Genomic DNA, 24,808 nt, shown 5'->3' with positions numbered 1-24,808 from the left:
CCGACGACGACTTCTTCACCCTCGGCGGCAGCTCCCTGCTCGCCGCCAAGGCCGTCGCCCGCATCGGCGCCACCCTCGACCGCCGCGTCGGCGTGCGCACCCTGTTCGAGGCCCCCCGCGTCACCGACCTCGCCGCCGCCATCGACGCCGAGACCAAGATCGACCGCCCCGCCCTGGTCGGCCGCGCCCGCCCCGACCTGCTGCCGCTGTCCCCGGCCCAGCAGCGCATGTGGTTCCTCAACCGCTTCGACCGCGCCTCGGTCGCCTACAACATCCCCTTCGCCCTGCGCCTCACCGGCGCCCTCGACCTGACCGCCCTCCAGGCGGCGATGGCCGACGTGATCACCCGCCACGAATCCCTGCGCACCGTCTACCCCGAACTCGACGGCACCCCGGTGCAGTCGATCGTCACCGCCACCGAGGCCCTGGCAGAGCTAGCCAGGGCAGCCGGCGCCGCGTCGAACCCGACCGACACCACCATCGCCGCCGCGTCGCTCCTCACCCCCGTCCCGACCTCGGCTGACGACCTGCCCGCCGCGATCCGCGCCCTCGCCGAGACCACCTTCGACGTCACCACCGAGATCCCGGTGCGCATGCGCCTGTTCAAGGTCACCGAGACCGAATTCGTCCTGGCGGCGGTCCTGCACCACATCGCCGCCGACGGCTCCTCCATCGCCCCCTTCGTCGCCGACCTCATGCGCGCCTACACCGCCCGCCTGGCCGACACCGCCCCCGGTTGGGCCCCGCCCGCCGTCCAGTTCGCCGACTACGCCCTGTGGCAGCGCGAACTCCTCGGCGACGAGGCCGACCCGAATTCGGTGGCCGCCCAGCAGGTCACCTACTGGCAGTCCCAGCTCGCCGGCCTGCCCGACCAGCTGGCCCTGCCTACCGACCACCCGCGCCCGGCCCGCCAGTCCCTGCGCGGTGACAAGGTCACCTTCACCCTCGACGCCGACCTGCACACCGCCCTGACCGCCCTGGGCCGCACCCACGGCGCCACCCTGTTCATGGTGGTCCACGCGGCCTTCGCCGCCCTGCTCGCGCGCCTGTCCGGCAGCGCCGACATCGCCGTCGGCACCCCCAACGCCGGTCGCGGCGAAGCCGAGCTCGACGAGGTGATCGGCATGTTCGTCAACACCCTCGTCCTGCGCACCCCCGTCGCCGCCGAGCGCCCCTTCACCGACCTGCTCACCACCGCCCGCAGCACCGACATCGCCGCCTTCTCCCACGCCGATGTCCCCTTCGAGCGCCTGGTCGAGGTCCTCAACCCGGCCCGCTCCACCGCACGCCACCCCCTGTTCCAGGTCGGCTACTCCTTCCAGAACCACGACCGCGGCCTGCTGGAACTGCCCGGCCTCACGGTCTCGAACATCGAATTCGATTCCGGCGTAGCCCAGTTCGACCTGCACCTGTTCGCCATGGACAACTACACCGCCGACGGCACCCCCGCCGGCATCGACATGGCCCTCGGCTACGCCACCGACCTGTTCGCCCCCGAGACCGCCGCGCGCTTCGCCGCCGCGTTCCGCCGCGTCCTCGAATCCGTCACGGCCGCACCGGAAACCGCCGTCGGTGACCTCGACCTACTCGCCACCGACCGCACCGTCCTGCTCGACACCTGGAACGACACCACCCACCCCGTCGAAGCCACCACCCTCGCCGAACTGGTTGTGCGACAGGCGAACAGCACCCCCGAAGCCCTCGCGCTGACCGATGGTGCGATCGAACTCGACTACGCGACCTTCGACGCCCGCGTCAACCATGTCGCCCACCTGCTGATCGCCGAAGGCGTCGGCCCGGAACGCACCGTCGCCCTGGCCATGCGCCGCAGCCTCGACCTCGTCATCGCCATGCACGCCGTCGTGCGCGCGGGCGGCGCCTACGTCCCGATCGACCCCGATCACCCGGCCGACCGCATCGCCTACATCCTCGACACCGCGGCCCCGCTGTGCGTGCTCACCACCGCCGCCGACGGCCTCCCGATCGCCGTGGACGCGCCGGTCTTCGAACTGGATCACACTGCCCTGCACGAGGTCTCGACCGCACCGATCACCGATGCCGACCGCATCGCCCCGCTGCGCCCCGAGCACCCCGCCTACGTCATCTTCACCTCCGGCTCCACCGGCCTGCCCAAGGGCGTCACCGTCCCGCACGCCGCCGTGGTCAACCAGCTCGCCTGGCTGCACGACCGCTTCGCCATGACCACCACCGACCGCGTCCTGCTGAAGACCCCCGCCACCTTCGACCTCTCGGTCTGGGAATTCTGGTCCCCGCTGACCAGCGGCGGTGCCCTGGTCGTCACCCGCCCCGGCGACGAACGCGACCCGGATCGCCTGCGCGCCACCATGTCCGACCACGGCGTCACCGTCCTGCACGCGGTCCCGTCCCTGATCGGCATGCTGCTCGCGTCCGAGACCGCCCTGCCGTCCTCGCTGCGCGCGGTCCTCGCGATCGGCGAGGCGCTCCCGGCGGCCACCGCCACCCAGTTCCGCGCCGCCACCACCGCCACCCTGCACAACCTGTACGGCCCCACCGAGGCCGCCGTCTCGATCACCGAATACGAAGTGGCACAGGACCCGACGCACGTGGTCCCGATCGGCACTCCCGCCTGGAACAGTGCCCTCTACGTCCTCGACGCCCGACTGCACCCGGTCCCGATCGGCGTGGCAGGCGAGCTCTACCTCGCGGGCGACCAGCTCGCCCGCGGCTACCACGGCCGCCCCGCCCTCACCGCCGACCGCTTCGTCGCCAGCCCCTTCGCCCCCGAGGCGCGGATGTACCGCACCGGCGACGTCGTCCGCTGGCGGGCCGACGGCACCCTCGAATACCTCGAGCGCGCCGACTTCCAGGTCAAGATCGGTGGCTTCCGCATCGAACTCGGCGAGGTCGAAACGGCCCTGCTGCGCTGCGCCGACGTGCGCGCCGCCGTCGCCGTGGCCAAGCGCGACGAGCGCGCGGGCACCCGCCTGATCGCCTACGCCGCAGCTGATTTCACCCCGGGCGCGGAACACGTCGTCGCCACCCGACTGCGTACCGAACTCGCCGCCGAGCTGCCCGCCTACATGGTCCCCGCCGCCCTGGTGGTGCTGGACGCCCTGCCGCTCAACGCCAACGGCAAGGTCGACCGCGCCGCCCTGCCCGAACCGGAGTTCGCCGAGGCCACCTTCCGCGCCCCGGCCACCCCGCTCGAACAGCTCGTCGCCGACACCTTCACCGAGGTCATCGGCAGCCGTGGCGCCGGCCTGGACGACGACTTCTTCGCCCTCGGCGGCAACTCGCTGATGGCGACCCGCCTGGCCGCCCGCCTCGGCGCCGCCCTCGGCGCGCAGGTCCCGGTCGCCGCGGTCTTCGACGCCCCCACCGTCGCCGCCCTGGCCGCCCACCTCGCCGACCTCGACCCCACCTCGGCCCGCCCGCCGCTGGTCAAGCGCACCACCGAGGGCCCCGCCGTCCTCTCGCCCGCCCAGCAGCGCATGTGGGTCCTGCACCAGCTCGCCCCCCAGTCCGCCGCGTACCACATCCCGGCCGCGATCCGCCTCACCGGCGATCTCGACCTGCCCGCCCTGCGGGCGGCGATCGCGGACCTGCTCGCCCGCCACGACACCCTGCGCACCCGCTACCCCGACACCGCCGCGGGCCCGGTCCAGCAGGTGATGCCCGCCTGGGCGGGCGCGGTGGATCTCACCCCGATCCCGGTCGCGCCCGACGCGGTCGAGGCCCGCATCACCGCCCTCGTCGCCCAGCCTTTCGACATCACCGCCGCCCCGCCGGTCCGCATCGCCCTCTACACCCTCGGCGCCGACGACCACGTCCTCGTCGTCGTGGTCCACCACATCAGCGCCGACGGCTACTCGATCGAACCGCTCACCCGAGACCTGGTGCGCGCCTACGTCGATCGCAGCCAGGGCCGCGAACCCGGTTGGGCCCCACTGGATATCCAGTACGGCGACTTCAGCACCTGGCAGCGCGAGCTGCTCGGCGCCGAATCCGACCCCGACAGCGTGCTCACCGAGCAGCTCAGTTACTGGACCCGCGAACTCGCCGGCGCCCCCGAAGTCCTCGCCCTCCCGACGGATCGTCCCCGCGCTACCCGACGCGAAATGCGCGGCGCGACCGTCGAATTCGACATCGACTCGACGCTGACCCGAGCCCTGGACGAGGTGGCCCGCACCAACGGCACCACCCTGTTCACCGTCGTCCACAGCGCGCTTGCGGTCCTGCTGGCCAAGCAGTCCGGCACCACGGACATCACCATCGGCGCCCCGGTGGCCGGTCGCGGCGCCCGCGAACTCGACGACCTCGTCGGCATGTTCGTCAACACCGTCGCCCTGCGCACCGAGGTCGACTCCCGCGCCCCCTTCACCGACCTGCTCGCCCAGGCCAAACGCCGCGACCTCGCCGCCCTCTCGCACGCCGACGTCCCCTTCGAACAGGTCGTCGACGCCATGGGCCGCGTGCGCACCGGCGCCCACACCCCGCTGTTCCAGGTGATGCTCACCTTCCAGAACATGCCCCCCGGCGGCATCGACCTGCCCGGCCTGCGCGTCACCACCCTCGACCCCGGCCTCACCGAAGCCAAGTTCGACCTGCACCTCACCGCCCTGCAGCGCTACGCCGAGGACGGCACGATCGACGGCCTCGACGTCCACTTCGGCTACGCCACCGACCTTTTCGACGAATCGACCATCCGCACCCTGTCCGAACGATTCCGCCTCGTCCTCGCCGCCGTCGCCGAGGACCCCACGGTGGTGGTGCGCGCCATCGACCTGCGCACCGACGCCGAGAAGACCCCGACCCCCACCTACACCCTCGCCGACCTCCCGAGCCTCGTCGGCTCGGCGGCTCGGCTCGCGCCGGCGACCGTGGCCTTCGCCCACGGCGAGCACGCCATCTCCTACGGAGCACTCGACGCCAAACTCACCGCCGTGAGCAAGGCGATGGGCGCGAAGATGAAACCCGAAGCGCTGGTCAACGTCGCGCTGGCCGGGCTGGTCCCCGGCGTGCTCGGCGCGCTGGGTGCCGCCGGGCTCACCTCCACTCTCCACACACTGGTGACCGATGCTGTCGCGGTGATCGCCGGGACAGGGTCGGCTGACGACTCGGAAGGAAAACTCTGATGTCGCACACGGATTCGGTCCCGACCGCCGCCACCCTCGCCGCGCTCCTGCGTGACCTGGCAGGTGATCGACCACGTGACCCGGCGACCCTGTTCGCCGCCTTCGACGCCCTCGCCGCCGACGAACCCGACGCCCTCGCCGTGCGCGACGGCGAGATCTGGCTCACCTACGGCGAAGTGGCCCGGCGCGTCGACGAATTGGCCGCCGCCCTCGTCGCCCACAACATCGGCCCCGAGACCACCGTCGCGGTCGCGCTGCCGCGCTCGGCGGAACTCGTCATCGCCGTGCACGCGGTGATCGCCGCGGGCGGGGCGTTCGTCCTGCTCGACCCCGACACCGCCGACGAGGTGCAGCACCGCACCGTCGCCCTCGCCGCGCCCACGCTGATCCTCACCAGCTACGGCATCGCCCACCCCGACGGCATTCCCGTCCTCTACACCGACGCCACCGCCGATTTCACCCCCGACGAACTACCGGGGCCCGGCGCCGACAACCCGGCCTACCTGGTCGTCGACGTGCACGCCGCGGCCGCCGTCGTCGTCGGACACCGTGCGGCCCAGGCGAATTCGTCCTGGCGCCAGCGCCTGTGCGGGATCGGCGGCGGTGACTCCGTGCTCTGGCACGCGCCGCTGACCGACCAGGCCGCGGTGGGGGAGATGCTGCTGGCCCTGCAAACCGGTGCCACCCTGGTGGTCTCGCCGAAGCCCTCGCTCGCCGATGCCATCGCCGAAACCCACGTCACCGCAGCCTGTTTCGACCACCGTCAGCTCGCCGAACTGGCCGCCCTGCCCGATGCCGAGGAGCGCCTGGACTCCCTGCGCATCGTCCTGGGCTCCGGTGGTCCCCAGCTCGCGCACACCGCCGCCGCCCTACGCTCGGTGAGCGGCGCGACCCTGTGGCACGTCTACGGCCGCCCCGAGACCGCCGGTGAGTGCGTCGCCCACGAGGTGACCGGCGCCGACCTGGACATGGTCCCGTTCGGCTCCGCCGCCGACGACGTCGAACTGCTCATCCTCGACGAACACCTGCGCCCCGTGGCCGACGGCGAGATCGGCGAACTCTATGTCAGCGGTGTGCAATTGGCGCGCGGCTACCTCGGCAGGCAGGCCACCGCCGCCACCTTCCTCGCCAACCCCATCGGCCCCGTCGACGATCGCATGTTCGCCACCGGCGACCTGGTCCGGCGCAGGCCGCCCGGCGACGCCTGGACCCCCGAGATCGAGTTCGTCGGCCGCGTGGACGACGGCCCCTTCGCCGAGCCCCGCGTCGGCGCGCTGCCGGGCGAGCTGCTCCTCGACGAGTTCGAAGCCCAGGCCGCCGCGACCCCTTTCGACCCGGCCGTCGTCCATGCGCCGACCGACGGCCCGACCTCGATCATCACCTACGGTGACCTCGACCGGCGCACCAACCAACTCGCCAGATACCTGATCGCCCTTGGCATCGGCCCGGAATCGACAGTGCTCGTGGATGTTCCACGCTCGATCGAGTTCCTGGTCGCCGCCTACGCGGTGCTCAAAGCCGGTGGCGCGGTGGTGCCGATCGACACCGCCAACCCGCTGCTCCCGCCGATGGCCGAGCCCGCGCTGGCCCTGACGACCTCGGGCCGCCCGGCCACCTACGACGTGCCGTCGGTCACCATCGACCGGATCCCGCTGTCGACCTACGCCACCGACCCCCTCACCCGCGACGAGCACCGCGCGCCCGTGCTGCCACGGCACCCCGCCTTCGTGTTGTTCCCGCCCGGCGCCACCCACAGCCTCACCATCAGCCACGCCGCCGCCGTGCACCGCCTCACCGCCATGCAGTCGCGCCACCACCTCACCGCCCGCGACGTGCACCTGCACCAGTCCCACACCGGCGAACCCGGCACCTGGCACGGCTACCTGCTGCCCCTGCGCGTCGGCGCCACCGTGGTCCTGTCCGACCCGCCGGACCCCACCCGATTAGCCGACCTGCTCGCCGCCCACGCCATCACCACCACCGACTTCACCCCCTACCACGACCTCCCCGCCGGCGACCGCCTCCACCGCACCGCCGCCCTCGCCCACACCCGCGTCGAAGGCACCCCCACCACCCTGGCGCACCTCGCCACCCTGACCGGAAAGGCCCCCCGATGACCAACCCGTTCGACGACGACAACGCCCAGTTCTACGTCCTGGTCAATTCCGAAGGCGAACACTCCCTCTGGCCCACCTTCGCCGCCGTCCCCGGCGGCTGGACCGTAGCCTTCGGCGCCGCCCCCCGAACCACCTGCCTCAACTACGTAGAATCCCACTGGCTCGACATGCGCCCCAACTCCCTCATCGCCGCCATGTCCAACAAACCCTGACCCGCTGCCGCGACGCGCTCGCCCTGTGTCCGACCTTCCCGGGTGCCGCGGCAGCGACGATCCGGCTGACCGTGACCGCCCGGCTGCGACAACTCAGTCGAGGCGGGTGAGGGGTGGGGGTTGCCAGGTGCCGTCGAGGGCTTCTTCTCGGGGGGCGTAGAGGCGAAGGGTGAGGATGACGTCGCCGGTGGGGGGAATGGGGAGCCAGTTGCTGGTGGGGATGTCGGGGCTCGGGTCTTGTTGTTGGACAGCGAATTCCACTGAACCGTCGGGGGCCGCGACGGGGCGGGGGAAGTGGGCTACCGAGTAGATGTGGGCGGGGTTGGGGACGAGGAAACCCTGGGTGTCGTAGGCGGTGATGGAGGTGAAGGCGTTGACCGGCGGCCACTGGCCGGGGGCGAAACGGATCCGGTAGCGCAGGGGGCGGCCCTGGTCGTCGGTGGTGGGGACCTGCTGGTTGGCGTAGAGGATGTCGCGCAGCGGCGCCAAACCGGGGGAGTACATGGTGTTGGCCGCGCGACGCAGGTAGTCGGTGCCGAAGCTGGCCAGATCGATCGGGATCTCCCACCCGTTCACCCGGCGCGCGGTCGGATCGGACCACTCGACAATGCGACGCTTGGCCTGGCGCACCGCCTCGTCGAGCACATCGGCGGGCTGGGCGTCGACGGTCCCGCCGGGCAGCACCCCGATCGCGGCGATCCGGTCCATCAACGGTTGGTCCGCGGCCGAGGGCGGATCGGTCAGCATCACCCGGCACAACCGATCGAGGTAGGTGCGCCCGTCCATCGCCGCGATGCGCTTCACCGGCGGTTCGGGCCCCCGGTCGATCGGGTGTACCCGACTCACCGTCCGGTCGAGCTCACCGCGCTTCCACGCGCTCAACGGGATCAACTTGATCTTCTGCTGCCACTGATCGACCTTCGGTGAGTCCGCGCTCCCGTTGATCTGGATCCGACCCACCAGCGTGCACAGCATCGACGGACTCGACAGCCGCGTCATCCCCGCGGGCAACTCGCCCTCCCAGCTCGGCCCCGTGATCGCATAGGTGTAGGGCGGATCGTCGGAGCCGGTGCGCGGGGTCTTGCTCGTCAGATCGTGCACCGTGTTGCCCCACCCGTCGATCACCTGGAACAGCCAGTACCGGTCGGGTTCCATCCCCGGAATCTGCAACACCAGCGGCTCGTCGCGCAGGTTCAGCCACGCCTGCGAATACACCATGTCGTGGCTGAGCCGGGCCACCCCGCGATCGTGCGGATCGGGCAGCACGGCGTGGTCGAAGGTGTTGGTCGGCCCGCTGGCCGCGCGCATGAGGTCGAGCATGATCATCGGATAGCCGAAGATGTAGGCGTCGATCGCCAGGCCGAGCACGTCGACGGGCCCGCTGGTCGGCGCCGGCGCGGGGACCGCGTCGTCCCCGCAGCCGGGCACCACCGCGGCCACCGCCACCGCAGCACCGAGCCCGAGCAATGATCGCCTGCTCAGCGCACCTGCGCGGGGATCCATGCACGCTCCGTTCGACGGTGATCGCCGAGCCTAATCCGGGGCGCGCACCCGCCGCCTCATACGCAACGGGTGAACCGCTCAGCCGAACAGCACCCGCCGCATGAGGAATCCGACCCGTTCCCGGCCCGCGATCGGGTCGTCACCGAACCGCTGTCCGAGGTCGATGACCATCGCGAACGCCGCGTGCACCAGGAACCGCGCCTCGGCCACCGACAGTTCCGGGCGCACCTCGCGCACCAGCCGCGCCCATTCCTGCACGCTCAACCGTTGGATATTGCGCAGCACCGCCCGTTCCTCGGCGGGCACGTGCCCGAATTCGGCGTAGTAGACCACCGCCAGCGCCCGCTCGTCGAAGGTGTCGGCGACGAACTGGTCGACCAGCATGCCCAGCGCGGCGCCGCTGTCGGGGGTGCTCGCGACGGCGGGTCCGATCGCCGCCGACACCCGATCCGCGGCTCGGCGGAAGGCGGCCGCGAGGATGTCGCTCTTGCCGCGATAGAACCGGTACACCGCCGAGGCCGCCGACAACCCCGCCGCCGAGGCGATGTCCTCGACGCTCACGTTCGGGTACCCGCGCTTGTGGAACAGGTCCACCGCTTTGCGCAGCAGCAGTTCGTGTTTGAACGAGTCCGGGATCTCCGCACGCGCGCCCAGCTCCGAAACGGTTGCGGCGGGCGGCAATTCACTACTGGTCAAGGCCGCGCACGCCGAACCGAGCAGTGCGTTCATGGTGCGGATGGGCAGCGCCGCGTGGTGGTCGGCGATGCTGGTGATCACCCCGAGCATCGCCGTGGACACCATGCGCAGTTCGGCCGAGGTCAATTCCGGCCGCAGTACCGCGAGCTGCTCGTCGAGGGCGACCAGCACCGCACCCTGCTGTTCGTCGAGCACGACCCGATCGGTCGGCTCGAGGTAGCGGCCCTCCCAGCGCACCAACCGCACCGTCGCCCGATTCTCCACCGTCGCGCCGATCAGCCCGGTCAGCATGTGCCGCAACCGTTCTGACGCGGGCAGATGCCCCTGCGCCGAGGCCGCGATCGAGGCCGTGAACGCCTGCCCGACCCGCAGCAGCTCGTCGCGGAACAGCGCGTACTTGCTCGGATAGTGCCGATACAGCGCCGCCGAACTGATCCCGAGCCCGGACGCGATGTCCTCCATGCTCACGCCGTGATACCCGGCCGCCCCGAACGCCACCGCCGACGACGCCGCGATCTGCGCCCGCCGATTCTTGGGCCGCCGTCGCACGACCTCCCCGGTAACCCCACCAGACCCACGCGCCCCACGAGACTCGCCGACATTCATACGAGAAGTGTATTAGGGCCTGTCGGGCGGGGTGATTCGGGCGTACCAGTCGAGCAGGGCCGGGTCGTCGACGGCGCTGCGCTCGACGACGCGGGCGGGGTCGGCGCCCTGGAAGAGCTTCTTGATGGGAACCTCGAGCTTCTTGCCGGTGCGGGTGTGGGGGATGCCGGGGGCCTCGCGGATCTCGTCGGGGACGTGGCGGGGGGAGACCTCGGTGCGGATCGCCGACGCGAGGCGGGTTTTCAGGTCGTCGGTGAGTTCGGCGCCGGGGGCGAGGACGACGAACAGGGGCATCCAGTAGCCGCCGTCGGGTTGTTCGGCGCCGATCACGAGGGCTTCGGCGATCTCGGGGAACTGTTCGACGACCTGGTAGATGTCGGCGCTGCCCATCCGCACGCCGTGGCGGTTGAGGGTGGAGTCGGAGCGGCCGTGCACGACGATGCTGCCGTGTTCGGTCAGGGTGATCCAGTCGCCGTGGCGCCACACGCCGGGATAGGTGTCGAAATAGGCGGCGCGGTAGCGCTTTCCGTCCTCGTCACGCCAGAAGCTGACCGGCATCGACGGCATGGGCGCGGTGACGACGAGTTCGCCGACCTCCCCGCGCACGGGTGCGCCCTGCTCGTCGAAGGCGTCGAGCGCCACACCGAGGTAGGGCGCGGACAGCTCACCCGGCCACACCGGCACGGTGGGCGCGCCGCCCACGAACGCCGACACCACGTCGGTGCCGCCGCTGATCGAATTGACCTGAACATGTTCGCCCACATGGTCGTTCAACCACAGCGCACTCGACACCGGCAGCGAGGATCCCGTGATCCCCACCGACCGCAGGGCCGACAGATCGTGCTCGTCCCGCGGCACACACCCGGCCTTGATGCAGCCCAGCACATAGCCGGGGCTGGTCCCGAACACGGTGGCGCCGACCTGAGCGGCCAAGCGCCACAGCGCATCCGGCCCACCGGCGGTCGGACTCCCGTCGTAGGTGACGATGGTGGCCCCGGCCAGCAGCCCCGCCACCTGGAAGTTCCACATCATCCAACTCGGGCTGGTGTACCAGAAGAACGTGTCCTCGGCGCCGATATTCGATTGCAGCGCCACGGCTTTGAGATGCTCGAGCAGTACCCCGCCGTGCCCGTGCACGATCCCCTTCGGCAGCCCGGTGGTCCCGGAGGAGAACACCACCCACAGCGGATGATCGAAATCGACCGGCGTGGTCTCGATAACGCCGAGCCCCGCGTCGGCCACCGCGTCCGACCACGAGATCGCGTCGGGCACCTCGAGCCCGAGCTGCGAAACCACCACGGTCGCAGCCAGTTTCAGCCCGTCACGCATGGCCGCGATCTCGTCGCGCTTGTCGTGCGCCTTGCCGCCGAACCGGTAACCGTCGGCGGTGACCAGCACCTTCGGATCCAACTGACCGAGCCGATCCAGCGCCGCCTTGGCGGAGTAGTCCTGCCCGCACGCGCTCCACACGGCGCCGATACTGGCGGTGGCGAGGAAGGCGACGACGGCCTCCGGGATATTGGGCAGGTACCCGACCACCCGGTCACCGGCCTCGACTCCCTGTTCGCGCAGAGTCCGCGCGAACACCGTGACCTGGTCGATCAATTCGGCCCAGGACACCTCCCTCGGCTCGGCGTCCTCGTGCAGCGCGAGGATCGCCGGACGACCGAACTGCGCCATCCGCACGATCTGATCGACATAGTTCAACCGCGTGCCGGGGAACCACCGCGCCCCCGGCATCTCGCGCGCGGCGAGAACCTCGCCCGCGGTCTCCCCGAGTTCGAAGTAGTCCCACACCGCCTGCCAAAAACCCGCGACATCGTCGACCGACCACTGCCACAGGGCCTGGTAGTCGGGGTATTCGTCGCCGGTGCGCGCGGTGACGAAGCGAGCGAAATCGGTGATCCGAGCCGACGCGATGTCGGATGCGCTCGGCACCCACTGTGGTTGCACTCCGCTGTCCTCCTCTGAACTGGGTAACTCCCGGCATACCCGGATGACGCGCTACCTATCCTCGCCCCGGCGCACGATCCGCTCGGCATGCCGCAGCACGGGCGCGTCGACCATCCGGCCCTCGAACGCGAACACCCCGCGATGGTTCGGCACCTCGGCCAGCACCCGGCGGGCCCAGTCGAGTTCGTCGGGGTCGGGCGCGTAGCCGTCGCGGATGACCGCGACCTGGCTCGGGTGGATCGCGACCTTGGCGTCGAAGCCGACCGCGACCGCGTCGAGCGTCTCCGCGGCGAGCCCGTCGAGATCCTTGATGTTCAGATACACCGAATCCATCGCGAACCGCCCGAACGCCTTCGCCGCGATCAGGCTGGTGGAGCGCACGTGCCGGGCCACGTCGCGGTAGCTGCCGTCGGCGTGGCGACTCGAATTGCCGCCGAGGCCGGCGACCAGATCCTCGGCACCCCACATCACGCCGATCGCGTTGTCCACCGCGACGGTCTCGGCCACCCGCACCGCGCCGAGCGGCGACTCCACGAGCACGATCACCTCGTAGTCGCCCAGGTTGCGAACCTGTTCTGCCGACTCACATTTGGGCAACATGACCCGCCGATACGGCGTCCGCGCCAGTGCGGCGAGGTCGGCGGCGTAGTCGGCGGTGTCGGCCGCGTTCACCCGGATCACCGTGTGCCGCGGGTCGAGCGGGGTGTCGATGAGCGCCTGCCTGGCCGCCGCCTTGTCCCCGGCGGCGACTCCGTCCTCGAGGTCGAGGATCACCACATCGGCGACCGCGGCGGCCTTGGCGAACCGCTCGGGGCGATCCGCCGGGCAGAACAGCCACGCGGGCCCACTGGGCTGCCACCCGCTCATGCGACGGGGGCCTTGCGCACCAGCGTCTGCCGCACGGCCGTCGCGACCACCACGCCGTGCTGGTTGCGGGCGGTGTGGGCGAGGCTCACGATGCCCTCACCCGGTCGGCTCTTGGACTCGCGCTTGTCGGTGACCAGCGTTTCGGCGTACATCGTGTCGCCGTGGAACAGCGGCGCGGGCACCGTCATCTCCGAGAAGCCGAGGTTGGCGACCAGCGTGCCCTGGGTGAGCTGGGCGACCGAGAGCCCGACGAGGGTGGACAGGGTGAACATCGAGTTCACCAGGCGCTGGTTGAACGGCGGCAGCGCGTCGGCGAAGGCCGCGTCCAGGTGCAGGGCCTGGGTGTTCATGGTCAGGGTGGTGAACAGGACGTTGTCGGCCTCGGTGATGGTGCGGCCGGGCCGGTGCTCGTAGACCGTGCCGATCTCGAACTCCTCGAACCACAGCCCGCGTTGGACGACGCGTCGGTGGTCGCTCACAGTGTCTCCGGTCATGCCTTGCTGCCTTCCGCTTCGGTGGTCTCGGCCGGGTGGGCGATGACGCGGACCAGCACCTGGTCCAGCTTCACCTGGGTGCCCGGTGCGACGAGCACCTCCACCGTGCCCGCCACCGGCGCGGTGAGGGCGTGTTCCATCTTCATGGCCTCGATGACGATGACCGGATCGCCCACGGCGACGCTCGCGCCGTTCTCGACCGGTGCGGCGATCACCGAACCCGGCATGGGGCTGCGGATTTCGGCGTCACCGACGTGGGCGGCGTCGCCTCGGACACTCGCCTCGTCGACCTCGCGCAGGGCCGCGACCTTGCCGTCGTGGCTCAGCCACAGTTGCCCGTCGTCCTCGCCGACGCGATACACCCGGCGCAGGCCGTCGAGGGTGACCGCGATGTCCTGCGCGGTTCCGTCGGCCGAGAGCTGCTGCACCGCACCGTCTTCGACGCGCACAGTCGCCGAAGCCGGGGTGCCCGTGATGAAGACGTGCGCGACCTGATCACCCGCGGCGAGCCGGATCGAGGTCGGCGCGGGCTCGCCCAGCCGCCAGCCGGACGGCGTCGACCAGAGGTCCCCGCCGGTGCTCGGCCAGCGCCGCAGCCAGTGATAGGCCGCGGCGGCGATGAATTCGTCGTCGGTGACGGTGGCCGGATGGAAATCGGCGACGCGACGATCCAGCAGCGCGGTGTCGAGCAGACCCGCCTGCACGTCGTCGTCGGCGAGCAGGAACCGCAGGAACTCGATATTGCTCGTAACCCCCAGCAGCACAGTGTGTTCCAGGGCGCGGTCGAGCGCGGCGAGCGCCTCGGCCCGGGTGTTGCCGCGCGCGATCACCTTCGACAGCATCGGGTCGTAGTCGCTGCCGACCGCGGTGCCGACCGAGATCCCCGAATCCACCCGCACCCCGGGGCCTTCCGGCTCCACGAGCGCCAGCACCGGACCGCCGGTGGGCAGGAACCCGCGACCCGGATCCTCCGCGTACACCCGCGCCTCGATGGCGTGCCCGACCAGGTGGATCTCGTCCTGGGTGCGCGCCAACTTCTGCCCGGCGGCCACCCGCACCTGGCATTCCACCAGGTCCACCCCGGTGACCATCTCCGTCACCGGATGTTCCACCTGCAGGCGGGTATTCATCTCCATGAAGAAGAACTCATCGGGCTGATCGGCCGAGACGATGAACTCCACCGTGCCCGCGCCCACATAGTCCACACTGCGCGCCGTATTGCACGCGGCGGTGCCGATCCGGGCCCGGGTCGCGGGGTCGAGCAGGGGCGAGGGTGCCTCTTCGATCACCTTCTGATGCCTGCGCTGCAAGCTGCACTCGCGCTCACCGAGATGCACCACATTGCCGAACTTGTCGGCCAGGACCTGCACTTCGATGTGGCGCGGCCGGTTCACGAACCGCTCGAGGAACAGCGTGTCGTCGCCGAAGGCCGCGCCGGCCTCGCGTCGCGCGCTGACCAGCGCGGCGGGCAGATCCTCGGGCCGCTCGACCCGACGCATACCCTTGCCGCCACCACCGGCGGACGGCTTCACCAGCACCGGATAGCCGATTTCCACCGCGGCGGCGATCAATTGATCATCGGTCAGGCCGGGCTCGGCGATGCCGGGCACCACGGGCACCCCGAACGCGGTCACCGTCTTCTTCGCGGTGATCTTGTCGCCCATCACCTCGATGGCCTTCGCGGGCGGTCCGAGGAACACGATCCCCGCGTCGGCCAGCGCCGCCGCGAAATCCGAATTCTCCGACAGGAAGCCATAACCCGGGTGCACGGCCTGCGCGCCGGAGCGCACCGCCGCGTCGACGACCTTCTCGATCGACAGGTAGCTCTCGCGAGCGGGCGCGGGCCCGAGGCGGACAGCGACATCGGCCTCGCGCACATGGCGAGCACCGGCATCGGCGTCGCTGTACACCGCGACCGAGCGAATCCCCATGGCGCGCAACGTCTTGATGACCCGCACCGCGATCTCGCCACGATTGGCGACCAGCACGGTGTCGAAGTCGACGGGGTGGTTCTTGTTCAGCATGTCGCTCACATCCGGAAGACGCCGTAGGAAACGGGTTCGAGCGGCGCCTGCGCGCACACCGAAAGGGCAAGTCCGAGCACAGTTCTGGTGTCGGTGGGCGCGATCACGCCGTCGTCCCAGATGCGCGCGGTGGCGTAGTAGGGGTTGCCCTGGGTCTCGTACTGCTCGCGGATCGGGGCCTTGAACGCCTCCTGATCCTCGGCCGACCACGGCTTGCCCGCGCTGTCGAGCTGATCGCCGCGCACCGTCGCCAGCACCGAGGCCGCCTGCTCGCCACCCATCACCGAGATGCGCGCGTTCGGCCACATCCACAGGAAGCGCGGCGAATACGCGCGCCCGCACATGGAGTAGTTGCCCGCGCCGTAGGAGCCGCCGATCACCACGGTCAGCTTCGGCACCCGCGCGCACGCCACGGCGGTCACCATCTTCGCGCCGTGCTTGGCGATACCGCCCGCCTCGTAATCGCGACCGACCATGAAGCCGCTGATGTTCTGCAGGAACAGCAGCGGGATCTTGCGCTTGTCGCACAGTTCGATGAAATGCGCGCCCTTCATGGCGGATTCGCTGAACAGCACGCCGTTGTTGGCCACGATGCCGACCGGGTGGCCGTGGATCCGCGCGAAACCGGTGACCAGGCTCTTGCCGTATTCGGCCTTGAACTCCTGGAAACCGCTCTCGCCGTCGATGATTCGATCGATCACCTCGTGCACGTCATAGGGCGTGCGCGGGTCGACCGGGACCACGTCGTAGAGCTCGTCCTCTGGCTTGGCGGGCGGGGTGCTCGGCAGCACCTCCCACGGGGCCTCGGGCCGGGGGCCGAGGGTGGAGACGATATCGCGCACGATCCGCAGCGCGTCGCGGTCGTCCTCGGCCAGATGGTCGGTGACACCGGAGGTGCGCGAATGCAGCAGGCCGCCACCGAGATCCTCGGCGGTGACGATCTCGCCGGTCGCCGCCTTCACCAGCGGCGGACCGCCAAGGAAGATGGTGCCCTGATCGCGCACGATCACCGCCTCGTCGGCCATCGCGGGCACATACGCGCCACCGGCGGTGCACGAACCCATGACCGCCGCGATCTGCGCGATGCCCCTGGCGCTCATGTTCGCCTGGTTGAAGAAGATCCGCCCGAAGTGCTCGCGGTCGGGGAACACCTCGTCCTGGCGCGGCAGGAACCCGCCGCCGGACTCCACCAGGTACACGCACGGGAGGTTGTTCTGCGCGGCCACCTCCTGCGCGCGCAGGTGCTTCTTCACCGAGATGGGGTAGTAGGTGCCGCCCTTGACCGTGGGATCGTTGGCCAGGATCAGGCACTCGCGCCCCGAGATCCGGCCGATGCCCGCGATCATGCCCGCGCCGGGGCACTCGTCGTCGTACATGCCGTTGCCCGCCAGCGGGGCCAGCTCGAGGAACGGGCTGCCCGGGTCGAGCAGCTGGTCGACGCGCTCGCGGGGGAGTAGCTTGCCCCTGGCCACATGCCGCTCCCGCGACTTCTGCGGACCGCCGAGCGCGGCCGTGGCCAGTCGCTGCCGCAGGTCGGTGACCAGGGCGGCGTGCGCGTCCCGATTACTCGTCCGGGTGCGATCGTCGGTAACCGTCATCACGCCATTCTCTCATCCGGTTAATCGCCAATAACTGAAATTCAGGTTAATCTTGGTTAACCAAGATGTCCAGAGGGGGTGTCCGATGTCGACCACCGAGCCGGTCCAGGCGACCCGCCGCGAGCTGCTCAAAGCCCAGCGCCGCGAACAGTTGCTCGCCGCGGGCGCGCGCCTGATCGCCGACCGCGGCTTCCTCGGCGTCCGCCTCGACGACCTCGGCGCCGCCGTCGGCATCAGCGGCCCCGCCGTCTACCGCCACTTCGCGAACAAAGAGGCCCTGCTCGTCGAACTCCTCGTCGGCTGCAGCGAACGCCTGCTCGCGGGCGGCCGCGCCGTGGTCGCCGCCGCACCCACCCCCACCGCGGCCCTGCCCGCCCTGGTCGACTTCCACCTCGACTTCGCCTTCGGCAACCCCGAACTCATCCGCATCCAGGACCGCGACCTCGACAACGTCCCCACCCCCGACCGCCGCACCCTGCGCCGCACCCAACGCCACTACGTAGAGATCTGGGTAGGCATCCTGCGCGACCTCACCCCCGCCCTTCCCGAGGAAACCGCCCGCATCCAAGCCCACGCCGCCTTCGGCCTCATCAACTCCACCCCCCACAGCGCCTCCGCCGCCAGCGCCTCCCGCGCCCGCCCGGTACTACGCCACATGGCCCTGGCCGCACTGGGCGCGCAGACACCCTCCGCGTGAGTCGACCGATCCTTGTACTGCACTGCTTTCAGAAGAAGACTCAGAAGACACTGGATTCTGATCTGGCACTGGCGGCGAAGCGATATGCCAGGGCCGGTGTTGCAAGCGGGAAAGGAGAACGCTGATGGCGGACGAGACGTTCGACAGCGTGTGGGATGCGATCGAGGACACCCCACCGGAAGCGGAGAACATGCGGCTGCGGTCGAGGTTGATGATCGCGCTGACAGAGCACATCGAGCGTTCCGAGTGGACCCAGGTGGCAGCTGCCGAACGGCTCGGCGTGACACAGCCTCGCGTGTCGGACCTGATGCGCGGCAAAATCGGCCTGTTCAGCTTGGACGCACTGGTCAACATGGTTGTCGCAGCGGGTATGCACGTCGAGATGAGTGTCCGTGCGGCATGAACCGCGCGTCCCCGCCGAGCGGTCGTCCGCGTTGACGCGATTGAGCATGGAAGGTCGTATTCGACTGCGCGCGAGCTGAAGGGGCCGGCGCCTGATCCGATTCGAGTCAGCGGGACGGTCACCGATCTGTTGGACGACCAACGGCGTTAGTGGTCAGTCGAGCTGCTTCCAGAGCCAGCCGGGGCCGACTGTGTCGGCACCGTGGGCTTCTACTCGGGTGCGGAGTTCGCGGTCGGCGGTGACGACGGTGATCTGTTCGTGGGAGTTCGCTTCGGCGACCACGTCGACGATCTTGTCGTCGCCCGAGCGTGGTGCGAGGACTACGGTCATTCGCGGGGCGGAGGGTTGCGCCCCGTCGGCGGCGGCTTTGGCGGCGCCTTCGAGGACGACGGTGACCTCGGTGGTTTCGGGGAGCTGAGTGGTCAGGCCCGCCACGTCGTCGAGCAAGCGGCGTGCGGCCCCGGCCCGGTCCTTCCACCAACCGTTGGCTCGCGAGCCGATCACATTGGCCGCGTCCACCACGATGAGATGCCTGGCATCGGTCATGCCGTCCAGTGTGCCCGGCGTCGTGCTCGGATCGACGGGACACGCCTGCTCTCGGTGCTGATCAGCGCGGGATCTTGTCGATGACGGTGCCTGTGGTGTCGGCGGCGAGGTAGCCGCCGCCGTAGTCGTCGCTGACGTAGACCAGCATGGTGGGGCGGCCGTCGTTGAAGGTCCAGGCGGGGTCGATGATCAGGTAGCGGGCGGTGGGTTCGGGGACGCCGAGGTCGCGTTCGGCGACGCGCAGGAGTTCGGGGACGGCGTCCCAGTTGAAGATGCTGAGCGAGACGGTGGGTTCGGACAGGTCGCCGCCGGGGCCGGTGCGGGTGGCGCGGCCGTCGCGGTAGGAGAACTCGTCGTACACGCTCGGGCGGCTGGGGACCGGGGCGCCGGTGTTGATGAAGGTGGGGTAGACGGTGGTTCTGGTGAATTCGGTTCCGCCGGTGGCGGATTCGAGGGCGGCCAGGGCGGCGCGCAGGTTCGTGGGATCGTGCAGGTTCGCGGTCGGGCCCGCCGTGGTTGCGCCGCCCGGGGTCGTGGTTCCCGCGCGCGGGGTGGTGGTGATCGGGAACGCGGCGGTGGGGACGGGGATCTCGGTCGACGGGTTGTCGGTGGCCGAGACCGTGCTGTCCGGGCGCAGGACCAGTGCCGCGGTCAGGGCGAGGATCGCGGCGATGCCACCCGCTGCGGCGAGCAGGCCCCAGCGTCGGGAGTTCGGAGCCGACCGGGGAGGTGCGGATCGAGCCCAGCCCGTTCCCGACTGCTGAACACCGTCCGGCCATGCGGAAGGCAGCTGCTGGTTGCTCGATCCGGGCCACGCCGTAGCGAATGGTGTTGGGGGCGTGTGAGTTTGCCCCGACTGGGCGATCGGGTGCTGCCCGGTTGGGTTCTGCCCGTACGGGGCGCTCGGTGCGACGGGATGCTGCCCGGAATGAGCGGTCGGCCCGACCGGATTCTGTCCGTAGTAGGCGGCTGGCGCGTCGGGATGCTGCCCGGAGTTGGCGGTCGGCCCGATTGGGTTCTGTCCGTAGTAGGCGGCCGGTGCTTCGGGATGCTGCCCGGAGTGGGCAGGCGGCACGATGGCGTGTTGTCCGGAGGTGGCGGGTGGCGTCGCGAAGTACTGTCCGCCCGTGCCGGGACCAGCCCCCCAGCCGGCGGCCTCGGCCAGCATGGCATCGAGCCGGGCCGGGTCGGGCCGCTGGGCGGGATCCGCGACGAGCACCGCGTTCAACACCCCCGACAGCGGCCCGGCCCGATGCGGAGTCGGCACCTGCCCGCTGATCACCGCAGCCAAGGTCGCGACCGCGGAATCGCGCCGCATCGGCTGATGCCCCTCGACCGCGTAGTACAGCACCAGCCCGAGCGACCACAGATCCGACCGCGGATCCCCTTCGATCCCCTGCAACCGTTCCGGCGCGACGTAATCCAGCGACCCGACCACACTGCCGGTCGAAGTCAGCGCGGTCATCCCGTTGATAGCCGCGATCCCGAAATCGGTGAGCACCGGCGAACCGTCCTCGCGCACGATCACATTCGCCGGCTTCACATCCCGATGCAGCACCCCCACCGAATGCGCGGCCCGCAACGCCCCCAGCAACCCGCGCCCCAGCTCAGCGACCTGCCGAGGCGGCAGCGAACCACCCGCCAACACCTCCGACAGCGCCCGCCCGCGCACCAGCTCCATCACGATCCACGGATGGTCGTACTCCTCGGAATCGACGATATGGTGCACCGCGACCACATTCGGATGCCCGATCCGCGCCAGCGCCCGCGCCTCCCGCAGCACCCGCTCGCGATGGATCCCCGGATCGGTCGCCGACTCGTCGAGATTGCGCACTTCCTTGAGCGCCACTTCCCGATGCAACGCGACGTCATAGGCCCGCCACACGGTGCCCATCCCGCCTTTACCCAACGGCTCGATCAACTCGAAACGCCGGTCGATCACTACCCGATCCGAACTCACCGGCTGAGTCTATGGTCCCGCCGCCCTCTACTGCGTCCCATGCCCAGACCTACGCTCCGACCGGCTCGCCAGCCAAGCGTGGCTGGACTTCTACCGCGCGACACTCGTGACCAAACTGCGCAAGAAGCGCCTGCTCGGCGAGCTGTTCGGTTGGGCTCCCATACCAGAGCGGGTGTGGACGCGAACGCCCGAAGTTCAGCAACTTCTCACCGAGCAGGGAAAACATCGCAGCGCCGGTGCCGCGGATCTGCTGATCGCCGCCACCGCGGAGGCGAGTCGCGTCACGGTACTGCACTACGACCGCGACTTCGAGACGCTCGCGGAGGTAACCGGCCAGCCGACCCAGTGGATCGCCCCGCCGGGAACAATCAGCTGACCACCGCCAACGATCAGGGTCGATCAACACGGGCCAGCACGGACTCCATCAGTGGACGCTGAGCATCACAACTCGCCGACGACACGTCGAGGGCTGTCGAGTTGCTCGCGGATCGTCTCGGACCTGACCTCCGGTCGGCAGAACTGTGCGCGGATGTCGGCACCGACTTGCTCCGGTGGCAACGCGCGGACCTGCGGGTCGATCTGACGCTCATCCCCTCCCATGTCTGTGATCCTGGCACAGCGAGTTCGGGCGAACTAGTTCGACCAGTGGACTGTCGCTCCCCGCCCCCGGCCTCGTGCTGACCTACCCTGAATCCCATGGCATCCCTCACTGATCCCAGAGTTCGTGAGTTTCTCTCCCATGGCACGCGGACGGGGAAGGTGGCGTTCGTGGCGGGGGACGGGCGGGCGTTGGTGACGCCGGTGTGGTTCGTGTTGGAGGGGGACGAGGTGGTTTTCAATACGGGCAAGGACACGGCGAAGGGGCGGGCGTTCGCGCGCGATCCTCGGGTGGCGATGTGTGTGGATCTCGAGGAGCCGCCGTACGGGTTGGTGCAGGTGCAGGGGACGGTGACGTTGTCCGAGGATCTCGACGAGTTGGTGCGGACCGCGACGGTGATCGCGGCGCGGTATATGGGCAGGGACAAGGCGGAGGAGTTCGGGAAGCGCAACGGGGTGCCGGGGGAGATGGTGGTGCGGGTTCGCCCGACCAAGGTCATCGCGCATTTCGATATGACCGGGTAGGGCCTCAGCGGGTCGAGAGCACGAACTGTTTGCCGGGGTCGACCATTTTGCGCACGGTCGCGCCCTTGGAGTACTCGCCGAGGGCGGTCATGTTCCAGCCGTGGGGGCCGCGGGTGAGCATGGCCAGGAAGACCCCGGTGGTCGGTTCGCCCTTGGACAGTTCGAAGCGGACCAGTTCGGCGCCGGTGTGGTCGTCGAGCAGGCGGCAGTGCGCGCGGCCGACCTGGTCGAACTTGTGGCCCGCGAAGGAGTTCACGGTGAAGACCAGGGCGTGAACCTCCGGGGGCAGGGCGGGCAGGTCGACGGTGATCACCTCGTCGTCGCCCTCGCCGTGGCCGGTGAGGTTGTCGCCGGAGTGGGAGATGGCGCCGTCGAAGGCCTCGCGGCGCAGGAACCACACGTTGGTGAGTTTCTTGGCGTGGTGGTCGTAGGCGATGACCGAGGCGTCGAGGTCGACCTGGGCGCCGTGGGTGGCCGGGTCCCAGCCCAGGCCCATGCGCACCTTGGTCAGCGGCGGCGCGCCCTGCTTGGTGAGGGAGACGGTTTCGTTCTTGCGCAGGGAGACGTGGCCTTTGGACAGGTCGATGGTGGGTCGACCGAACGGCGGCGGCTCGGCGGGAGCGGCTGCGGGCACCGCTGACCGCGTCGGGGGCGCGGGTGAAATCGGTGCCGGTGGCGCCGAATAAGACGGCGCGGCAACAGGTTCCGGCTCGTCGTCGACGGTGATCCCGAAATCGGTGGCGATCCCGGCCAACCCCTGCGCGTACCCCTGTCCGACCGCGCGAACCTTCCAGGCACCGTCGCGTCGATACAGCTCGCACGCGATCAGCGCGGTCTCCGGTCCGAGGCCGCTCGGCGTGAAGGTGGCCAGCACCCCGCCGGTCGCCGCGTCGGTCACCGTGATGCGCGGCGGCCCGGCCCGACCCCAATCGGCGGGACCGGAGCCGTCGAGACTGGCGGTGAGGACGATCTTGTCGATCTCGCCGGGCACCGCCGCGAAGGTGACGCGAATGGCCTCGGGCGAGACCACTTCCACGCCGGGTGCGATCGGCTGGTTGTAGAAGACGAAATCGCTGTCGGAGCGCACTTTTCCGGCGGCGGTGAGCAGCAGCGCGGCGATGTCCACCGCGGTCGCGCTGGCTACGGCGATCTGCACGGCGGGGGCGGGGACCGCCGTGTTCGCGCCCTTGGTCAGTTCCATTACCGCACGCCCGACATCGGCACCGCGTCCGCACCGGGCGGGGTGGGGTCGTAGGGCGGCGGGTTGTCGCGGTCGAACAGCGGTGACGAGCAGGTCGCGCCGACTTCGGGTGTGGTGTAGGGGTTTTCGCGCAGGGCGACGAGGAACTGGTCGATGCGCTCGTCGTCGGCGGAGTCGAGGGTGAGTTGATGCCCCCACGATTGCAGCGAGATCGGCTGCGCCATATCGGGAATGGGCGACATCAGCGTGTATTGACGGCCGGTCACCTTGGCGCTCAACGTCTCCTGATCCGCGTCACTCACCCGCGCGGGGTCGTAGGCGATCCACACCGCACCGTGTTCCAGGGAATGCACGGCGTTCTCGGTGCGCAACGCCTGGGGATAGACGACGCCCGTGCAATCGGCCCACCGCGAATCGTGCGGTCCGCCGACCGGCGGGATCGAGGGGTAGGCGACGCGCTGGGTGGCGGTGACATGCTGCTGTCCCGACGCGATCTCGGTGATCACCACGCCACGGATCCGCGTCGAGGGGTCGTTGTCGCGCTCGGTCGGCGCGAAACTGTCCAGCGACGCCTGCGGATGACCCACGACGATCTCGCCCGCCGAGCATCCCGCCACCAACACCGCCGCCGCGAACACGACCGCGCCCCGCGTCCCACTGCTACCCGAAACCCGCATCGCGGACCCCCGTTCCTCTGTCGCCGGCGCCTGCCGTCCGACACCGAACCTACTGCCACGACCACACTCCGACGAATCAGATTCCCCCTCCGCGCGCGACGGTCGGAACAACCATCGGCGCCGCGAAACCCCCGCCGCGCCGATCCCTAGACTTCCCCCCATGACAGTGCACTTCATCGGCGCGGGCCCCGGCGCGGCCGACCTGCTGACCGTGCGCGCGGTCACCCTGCTGCGCGAGAGCCAGGTCTGCCTCTACGCGGGCACCTACCTGGACCCGGAGGTCCTCGTGCACTGCGCCCCCGGCACCGAACTGATCGACACCCAGCACCTGAACCTCGACCAGATCATCGATCACCTCGTGCGCGCGCACGAAGCCGGGCACAGCGTCGCCCGACTGTGCTCGGGCGACCCCTCGATCTACTCGGCCCTCACCGAGCAGACCCGCAGGCTCGACGCCGCGCACGTGCCGTGGGACATCACCCCCGGCGTCCCGGCCTACGCGGCCGCCGCGGCCGCCCTCGGCACCGAACTGACCGTCCCCGAGGTCGTCCAGTCGGTCGTGCTCACCCGAACGCGGGCCCGCTCCACCGCGATGCCGCCGACCGAGGCGCTGGCGAACTTCGCCGCCACCGGCGCGACCCTGGTCCTGCACCTCGCGATCACCCGGATCAGGGCGCTGGCCGAGGAACTGGTCGCCGAATACGGCCCGGACTGCCCGGTCGCGGTCGTCTACCGCGCCAGTCAGCCCGAACAGCTCGTCCTGCGCGGCACCCTGACCGATATCGCCGACCAGGTCGAGGCGGCCGCGCTGCGGCAGGCGGCGGTCATCCTGGTCGGTCGGGCGCTGGCGGTATCCCTCGACTGCGCGCAATCGCACCTGTACGACCCCGCGCGCCACCGGTGATCACCACCGAACCGAGACCAGACCGCTCGGTGTGATCCATCCCTCACTCGCTGCGGTATGTGTACCGGCGGGCAACGATGTGGCGGGTGTGGAGAAGTGTCAGCAAACCGG

Annotated in this window: 20 protein-coding genes and 1 pseudogene; 10 read left to right on the top strand and 11 right to left on the bottom strand. The window is 70.1% G+C overall.

Features of this window, described 5'->3' with window-relative positions:
• Positions 1-35: 35 nt before the first annotated feature.
• The 4 genes and pseudogenes from ACFP3H_RS24720 to ACFP3H_RS24705 form a co-directional block, all read left to right on the top strand.
• Positions 36-83 (top strand): annotated as a pseudogene (locus ACFP3H_RS24720) (hypothetical protein); the annotation flags it as partial.
• A gap of 9 nt (positions 84-92) precedes the next feature.
• Positions 93-5,117, top strand: coding sequence for an amino acid adenylation domain-containing protein (locus tag ACFP3H_RS24715; RefSeq protein ID WP_378609515.1), 5,025 nt, complete (start codon positions 93-95; stop codon positions 5,115-5,117).
• Entirely contained in the window at positions 5,117-7,234 is a 2,118-nt protein-coding gene (locus ACFP3H_RS24710) for an AMP-binding protein (protein WP_378609513.1), read from the top strand. Before ACFP3H_RS24715 ends, ACFP3H_RS24710 begins: the two co-directional genes overlap by 1 nt.
• Positions 7,231-7,446, top strand: a complete 216-nt coding sequence (locus ACFP3H_RS24705; RefSeq protein WP_378609512.1) for an MbtH family protein — start codon at positions 7,231-7,233, stop codon at positions 7,444-7,446. The genes ACFP3H_RS24710 and ACFP3H_RS24705 overlap by 4 nt, the downstream gene beginning before the upstream one ends.
• Before the next feature lie 93 nt (positions 7,447-7,539).
• On the opposite strand, the gene ACFP3H_RS24700 is transcribed toward ACFP3H_RS24705, so the two are convergent.
• From ACFP3H_RS24700 to ACFP3H_RS24670, 7 genes are all read right to left on the bottom strand, one after another.
• A complete protein-coding gene (locus ACFP3H_RS24700) occupies positions 7,540-8,949 on the bottom strand; it encodes a DUF1254 domain-containing protein (RefSeq protein WP_378609510.1) in 1,410 nt (469 codons plus the stop codon).
• Positions 8,950-9,027: 78 nt separating this feature from the next.
• Entirely contained in the window at positions 9,028-10,251 is a 1,224-nt protein-coding gene (locus ACFP3H_RS24695; RefSeq protein WP_378609509.1) for a TetR/AcrR family transcriptional regulator, read from the bottom strand.
• 12 nt (positions 10,252-10,263) lie between these two features.
• Complete coding sequence (locus ACFP3H_RS24690; protein WP_378609507.1) at positions 10,264-12,204, bottom strand: acetoacetate--CoA ligase; 1,941 nt, start codon at positions 12,202-12,204, stop codon at positions 10,264-10,266.
• Positions 12,205-12,255: 51 nt separating this feature from the next.
• A complete protein-coding gene (locus tag ACFP3H_RS24685) occupies positions 12,256-13,071 on the bottom strand; it encodes an HpcH/HpaI aldolase/citrate lyase family protein (RefSeq protein ID WP_378609506.1) in 816 nt (271 codons plus the stop codon).
• Positions 13,068-13,565: a MaoC family dehydratase gene (locus ACFP3H_RS24680; RefSeq protein WP_378609504.1), complete on the bottom strand. Its 498-nt coding sequence runs from the start codon at positions 13,563-13,565 to the stop codon at positions 13,068-13,070. Before ACFP3H_RS24680 ends, ACFP3H_RS24685 begins: the two co-directional genes overlap by 4 nt.
• Entirely contained in the window at positions 13,562-15,589 is a 2,028-nt protein-coding gene (locus tag ACFP3H_RS24675; RefSeq protein WP_378609503.1) for an ATP-binding protein, read from the bottom strand. The genes ACFP3H_RS24680 and ACFP3H_RS24675 overlap by 4 nt, the downstream gene beginning before the upstream one ends.
• A 5-nt stretch (positions 15,590-15,594) precedes the next feature.
• Entirely contained in the window at positions 15,595-17,187 is a 1,593-nt protein-coding gene (locus ACFP3H_RS24670) for a carboxyl transferase domain-containing protein (RefSeq protein WP_378609501.1), read from the bottom strand.
• Between the two features lie 85 nt (positions 17,188-17,272).
• On the opposite strand from ACFP3H_RS24670, the gene ACFP3H_RS24665 reads away from it, so the two are divergent.
• Genes ACFP3H_RS24665 through ACFP3H_RS24655 form a run of 3 tightly spaced genes read left to right on the top strand, consistent with a single transcriptional unit; the run spans position 17,273 to position 18,287 of the window.
• Positions 17,273-17,884 (top strand): SACE_7040 family transcriptional regulator, encoded by a 612-nt coding sequence (locus ACFP3H_RS24665; RefSeq protein ID WP_378609500.1) that lies wholly within the window; start codon positions 17,273-17,275, stop codon positions 17,882-17,884.
• Entirely contained in the window at positions 17,881-18,009 is a 129-nt protein-coding gene (locus tag ACFP3H_RS24660) for a type II toxin-antitoxin system RelE/ParE family toxin (protein WP_378609498.1), read from the top strand. Before ACFP3H_RS24665 ends, ACFP3H_RS24660 begins: the two co-directional genes overlap by 4 nt.
• Positions 18,009-18,287 carry a helix-turn-helix domain-containing protein gene (locus tag ACFP3H_RS24655; protein WP_378609497.1) on the top strand — a complete coding sequence of 93 codons (279 nt, stop codon included), beginning with the start codon at positions 18,009-18,011 and terminating at the stop codon, positions 18,285-18,287. Before ACFP3H_RS24660 ends, ACFP3H_RS24655 begins: the two co-directional genes overlap by 1 nt.
• Positions 18,288-18,440: 153 nt before the next feature.
• On the opposite strand, the gene ACFP3H_RS24650 is transcribed toward ACFP3H_RS24655, so the two are convergent.
• Entirely contained in the window at positions 18,441-18,833 is a 393-nt protein-coding gene (locus ACFP3H_RS24650; RefSeq protein WP_378609495.1) for an NYN domain-containing protein, read from the bottom strand.
• A gap of 61 nt (positions 18,834-18,894) precedes the next feature.
• Positions 18,895-20,793 carry a serine/threonine-protein kinase gene (locus tag ACFP3H_RS24645; protein ID WP_378609493.1) on the bottom strand — a complete coding sequence of 633 codons (1,899 nt, stop codon included), beginning with the start codon at positions 20,791-20,793 and terminating at the stop codon, positions 18,895-18,897.
• Between the two features lie 106 nt (positions 20,794-20,899).
• On the opposite strand from ACFP3H_RS24645, the gene ACFP3H_RS24640 reads away from it, so the two are divergent.
• Positions 20,900-21,169 carry a PIN domain-containing protein gene (locus tag ACFP3H_RS24640; RefSeq protein ID WP_378609492.1) on the top strand — a complete coding sequence of 90 codons (270 nt, stop codon included), beginning with the start codon at positions 20,900-20,902 and terminating at the stop codon, positions 21,167-21,169.
• Between the two features lie 320 nt (positions 21,170-21,489).
• Positions 21,490-21,915 carry a PPOX class F420-dependent oxidoreductase gene (locus tag ACFP3H_RS24635; protein WP_378609491.1) on the top strand — a complete coding sequence of 142 codons (426 nt, stop codon included), beginning with the start codon at positions 21,490-21,492 and terminating at the stop codon, positions 21,913-21,915.
• A gap of 4 nt (positions 21,916-21,919) precedes the next feature.
• On the opposite strand, the gene ACFP3H_RS24630 is transcribed toward ACFP3H_RS24635, so the two are convergent.
• Together ACFP3H_RS24630 and ACFP3H_RS24625 are read right to left on the bottom strand one after the other, a co-directional pair.
• Complete coding sequence (locus tag ACFP3H_RS24630) at positions 21,920-23,116, bottom strand: TerD family protein (protein ID WP_378609490.1); 1,197 nt, start codon at positions 23,114-23,116, stop codon at positions 21,920-21,922.
• The gene (locus tag ACFP3H_RS24625; RefSeq protein WP_378609489.1) at positions 23,116-23,793 is read right to left on the bottom strand and encodes a DUF3105 domain-containing protein; all 678 of its coding nucleotides are present in this window, start codon (positions 23,791-23,793) and stop codon (positions 23,116-23,118) included. Before ACFP3H_RS24625 ends, ACFP3H_RS24630 begins: the two co-directional genes overlap by 1 nt.
• Before the next feature lie 160 nt (positions 23,794-23,953).
• On the opposite strand from ACFP3H_RS24625, the gene cobM reads away from it, so the two are divergent.
• Positions 23,954-24,697 carry a precorrin-4 C(11)-methyltransferase gene (gene cobM, locus ACFP3H_RS24620; protein WP_378609488.1) on the top strand — a complete coding sequence of 248 codons (744 nt, stop codon included), beginning with the start codon at positions 23,954-23,956 and terminating at the stop codon, positions 24,695-24,697.
• Positions 24,698-24,808: the final 111 nt, after the last annotated feature.

Source organism: Nocardia lasii (assembly GCF_042658545.1).
In the GTDB taxonomy this organism is placed as follows: Bacteria; Actinomycetota; Actinomycetes; order Mycobacteriales; family Mycobacteriaceae; genus Nocardia; species Nocardia lasii.
Note: the sequence above shows the minus strand (reverse complement) of the source record. Positions and strands in the feature narration are given on the sequence as shown.

Excerpts from the sequence above, each read along its gene's own strand:
- ACFP3H_RS24705 (WP_378609512.1), top strand. The coding sequence starts at position 7,231 with ATGACCAACCCGTTCGACGACGACAACGCCCAGTTCTACGTCCTGGTC.
- ACFP3H_RS24625 (WP_378609489.1), bottom strand. The coding sequence starts at position 23,793 with ATGCGGGTTTCGGGTAGCAGTGGGACGCGGGGCGCGGTCGTGTTCGCG.
- ACFP3H_RS24685 (WP_378609506.1), bottom strand. The coding sequence starts at position 13,071 with ATGAGCGGGTGGCAGCCCAGTGGGCCCGCGTGGCTGTTCTGCCCGGCG.
- ACFP3H_RS24650 (WP_378609495.1), bottom strand. The coding sequence starts at position 18,833 with ATGACCGATGCCAGGCATCTCATCGTGGTGGACGCGGCCAATGTGATC.
- cobM (WP_378609488.1), top strand. The coding sequence starts at position 23,954 with ATGACAGTGCACTTCATCGGCGCGGGCCCCGGCGCGGCCGACCTGCTG.
- ACFP3H_RS24675 (WP_378609503.1), bottom strand. The coding sequence starts at position 15,589 with ATGCTGAACAAGAACCACCCCGTCGACTTCGACACCGTGCTGGTCGCC.
- ACFP3H_RS24670 (WP_378609501.1), bottom strand. The coding sequence starts at position 17,187 with ATGACGGTTACCGACGATCGCACCCGGACGAGTAATCGGGACGCGCAC.
- ACFP3H_RS24630 (WP_378609490.1), bottom strand. The coding sequence starts at position 23,116 with ATGGAACTGACCAAGGGCGCGAACACGGCGGTCCCCGCCCCCGCCGTG.
- ACFP3H_RS24700 (WP_378609510.1), bottom strand. The coding sequence starts at position 8,949 with ATGGATCCCCGCGCAGGTGCGCTGAGCAGGCGATCATTGCTCGGGCTC.
- ACFP3H_RS24635 (WP_378609491.1), top strand. The coding sequence starts at position 21,490 with ATGGCATCCCTCACTGATCCCAGAGTTCGTGAGTTTCTCTCCCATGGC.
- ACFP3H_RS24680 (WP_378609504.1), bottom strand. The coding sequence starts at position 13,565 with ATGACCGGAGACACTGTGAGCGACCACCGACGCGTCGTCCAACGCGGG.
- ACFP3H_RS24665 (WP_378609500.1), top strand. The coding sequence starts at position 17,273 with ATGTCGACCACCGAGCCGGTCCAGGCGACCCGCCGCGAGCTGCTCAAA.
- ACFP3H_RS24655 (WP_378609497.1), top strand. The coding sequence starts at position 18,009 with ATGGCGGACGAGACGTTCGACAGCGTGTGGGATGCGATCGAGGACACC.
- ACFP3H_RS24710 (WP_378609513.1), top strand. The coding sequence starts at position 5,117 with ATGTCGCACACGGATTCGGTCCCGACCGCCGCCACCCTCGCCGCGCTC.
- ACFP3H_RS24695 (WP_378609509.1), bottom strand. The coding sequence starts at position 10,251 with ATGAATGTCGGCGAGTCTCGTGGGGCGCGTGGGTCTGGTGGGGTTACC.